Origin of the sequence: Kitasatospora sp. NPDC127067, assembly GCF_042724755.1 — a bacterium.
Taxonomy (GTDB): domain Bacteria; phylum Actinomycetota; class Actinomycetes; order Streptomycetales; family Streptomycetaceae; genus Kitasatospora; species Kitasatospora lactacystinica.
This window is the reverse complement of sequence record NZ_JBHXEM010000277.1, coordinates 1-3,068: the sequence shown is the minus strand read 5'-3', so window position 1 is coordinate 3,068 and position 3,068 is coordinate 1. Positions and strand designations below refer to the sequence as shown.

At 67.4% G+C, this 3,068-nt stretch carries 3 protein-coding genes and 2 pseudogenes; 4 read left to right on the top strand and 1 reads right to left on the bottom strand.

Features of this window, described 5'->3' with window-relative positions:
• Positions 1-100: 100 nt before the first annotated feature.
• Positions 101-535 (bottom strand): ATP-binding protein, encoded by a 435-nt coding sequence (locus tag ACFWJ4_RS41335; protein WP_380554564.1) that lies wholly within the window; start codon positions 533-535, stop codon positions 101-103.
• Positions 536-730: 195 nt separating this feature from the next.
• On the opposite strand from ACFWJ4_RS41335, the pseudogene ACFWJ4_RS41330 reads away from it, so the two are divergent.
• The 4 genes and pseudogenes from ACFWJ4_RS41330 to ACFWJ4_RS41315 form a co-directional block, all read left to right on the top strand.
• Positions 731-913: pseudogene (locus ACFWJ4_RS41330) on the top strand (helix-turn-helix domain-containing protein); the annotation flags it as partial.
• Between the two features lie 87 nt (positions 914-1,000).
• Positions 1,001-1,987, top strand: coding sequence for a transcriptional regulator (locus tag ACFWJ4_RS41325; protein ID WP_359908579.1), 987 nt, complete (start codon positions 1,001-1,003; stop codon positions 1,985-1,987).
• A gap of 14 nt (positions 1,988-2,001) precedes the next feature.
• The gene (locus ACFWJ4_RS41320; RefSeq protein ID WP_380554561.1) at positions 2,002-2,361 is read left to right on the top strand and encodes a hypothetical protein; all 360 of its coding nucleotides are present in this window, start codon (positions 2,002-2,004) and stop codon (positions 2,359-2,361) included.
• A gap of 263 nt (positions 2,362-2,624) precedes the next feature.
• A pseudogene (locus ACFWJ4_RS41315) lies at positions 2,625-3,068 on the top strand (hypothetical protein); the annotation flags it as partial.

The following is a 3,068-nucleotide window of genomic DNA, read 5'->3' as shown; positions in this document are numbered from 1 at the left end:
GTGCGGCGGGCGAGGAGGGCGTAGGTGTCGGCGGGGGTGCGGCCGCGGGAGAGGGCGTGGCCGGCGAGGGTGGTGAGGTGCATGGGGGGTTCTGGTGCTTTCAGGCGGTGACGAGGGCGGGGCCGGGGGCGGGGGCGACGAGGGCCCAGACGTACTTGCCGATGCCGCCGGGGCGGTTGGCGCTGCCCCAGCGTTCGGCGAGTTCGTTGACGAGGAGCAGGCCTCGGCCGTGTTCGTCGTCGGGGGTCGGGGAGTGGAGGGTGGGGTGGTCGGTGCCGGCGTCGTGGACTTCGAGCCGCAGACGGGAGCCGGTGACGGTGAAGCGGACCTCGATGTGACAGTCGTCGGGGGCGTCGGAGTGCTGGACGGCGTTGGCGAACAACTCGCCGAGCAACAGTTCGGCGGTGTCCGAGTACCGGTCCCCGGCGGGGAGGGCGGAGAGGTACGCCCGGAGCAAGTACCGGGCCAGCGGCGTGGACTCGATACGGGAGTCGAGGCGCGCGACGAACATGCGGGGGCGATGAGAAGTGAGCATGGGGCACCTCGAAGAGGCGGAACAGGTGGTCATGAGCTCGTGGCCGCCTGACGAGAAGGCGAAGCCAGGGGTAGCTGCATCCATTGAACGGTCCGGGAGTTGCCCCGAACCAGAGCGGAAGATGAGCACCTTTCAGGCATAATCGACGCACTACCCCGCCTGACCTGGGGCCCTTCGAACCGAGCGGGGGCGATTGTGACTCCGAGGAGGAAGCGACTCGCGCAGCGCCGAAAGGCACTGGGCTACAGTCAGGAGGCATTCGCCGCCGAACTGGGAGTGGCAGTCTCCACGGTCACCCGCTGGGAGGCCGGCGCGACCAATCCCCAGGGGTTCGTACACCCCAAGATGGCAAAGGTCCTCAGGGTCACCCCCGAGAGCCTGGCGGACCTCCTCGCACCAGAGGTGACAGCCCCTGACCGTTCGGTGGTCTACGCCGCTGCCCCACCCCTTGGTGATACTGACGACATGAAGCGCCGCGACGTCCTGAGTCTGCTCGCCGTGACCGGAGCGCTCATCGCCCTGCCCGATACCGAAAGGCCCTCGCCCCGATCCGGCGTGGCCACGTCCCTGACAGAAGTCGGGCCGGAACTGAACACGCACCTCTGGAAGCTGTTCGGGCTCTCCGACTCCAAGCAGGTCGTGTACCCGATGGTCAAGCACCAACTGGCTCTCCTGGCGAAGGGGCTGGGGGAAAGCCAGAGCGATGCCTCGCGCCAGCAGCTCTGTGCGCTGGTGGGAGATCTGTATCAGCTCGCGGGTGAGATCTTCTTCGACGCCAACCGCTACACCGACGCGGCGCAGTGCTACACACTCGCCGCCAGCGCAGCCAGGGAAGCCAGCGCTTTCGACCTGTGGGCTTGTGCACTGACGCGGCACGCCTTCGTGGAAGTCTACGAACACCGTTTCGCTGTCGCGACTCCGATTCTGGCAGTGGCCTCTCAGGTCGCAGAACGAGGAGACAGCCAGCTCTCAACCCGGTACTGGGTCGCGGCGGTCCAGGCGGAGGCATTTGCAGGCCTCGGCGACCTTGAAGCAACCGAACGAGCACTGGGCGCCGCCGAGCAGGTACACGATCTGTCCGGCCACCTGCACAATGGCGGTTGGCTTCGGTTCGATGGTTCACGTCTCGCCGAGGAACGCGGCACCTGCTATCTCGCACTCGGCCGCCCGGATCTGGCGGAGCAGGCACTGACATCCGCGCTCTCCCAGCGGCTCTCGCTGCGTCGCAGAGGCGCGGTGGTCGCGGAGTTGGCCGCGCTGAGCGTCGAGCGCGGTGATCTGGATCAGGCGAGTCATTACACTCACGCTGCTCTGGAGTTGGTCGACCAGACCGGCTCGGGCTACATCGGCAGGAAGTTGCAGGCAGTCAGGAGCCGCCTCGTTCCGCTCGCGGCCGATAGTCGCGCCTCAGCCCTGTACCAGCAGATTTCGGCGCTTGACAACGTCGCCTGACGAAGGAGCAATTCATGCCGTCCGACGGGCAAATCTTCCGCGAAGCGTGGATCGCCGGTGTGTCGAAGCACTATCCGGGCGAGCCGAAAGCAGGCTATGTCGCCGCATGGGACGAGACTCCCGAGTGGGAGCGGGAGTGCGCCGCCGCCGTCTTCGGCCAGGTCCGTGACTTCATCATCGTGAGCGGCGGCAACACGTCAAAGCTCACCCGGGAGCAGAAAGGCCGATTCGTCGCGACGTGTTGGATCGCTCAGATCCACAAGCACATCGAGAATCCGAAGCCGGGCTATGTCGCCGACTGGGTCGATCTGCCGTCGTGGCAGCAGGAGACCGATGCGGACATCTTCGAGGCGATCGAACGCACTCGTCCTTGAGTATCGCGCTCCACCCCCGCCCCCCGTGCCGATGGGCGGGGGTGGGGCCCGAGGCCGCCGGGTGGGACGGGATGCGTGGGAAGTCGGCGGGACCGTCTTCCCACGCAACGGTGGGGGGCGTACTTGCTGCGGGGCCCGGGCCTCACACGAATGACTCGCACTCCGTGTAGTCGTTGTGCTACTTTCCGCATCATCAACAGAACATAGGAGACCCCGGCGGTGGTGACACACCCCGGGGTCGGGCACCAGGAGCAGGACTCCAGATGCAGATTCATCGTAGCGCGCACGTGCGCGCATTCACCGTGCTTCCGAACGGCCTGTTGCAGGACCGGCGGCTGAGTTACACCGCTCGTGGCCTCCTCGCCGACCTCCTCTCCCGTCCCGACGGGTGGCGGGAGGACGGGCGGCAGATGGCGGACAGCAGTCCGCAGGGGCGGGGCGCCGTCCGGCGGGCACTCAAAGAACTGAAGGACGCCGGGTACTACCGGGTCGACACGGTCCGGATGGCCGACGGAACGGTCCGGTCCGAGGCCCACGTCTTCGACACCCCGCAGCCCGAACCGGCTGTCCCCCGCCCGGCCTCCGGTGGTCGAGGGACCGGCATCACTGTCACCCCTCCCGTAAAGGACCCGGGGCAAGAACCCACCCTCCCGGATGAACGGACGCGGGCCGCCGTGGCCACCCTGTTCCGGGTGATCCGGCCCGAA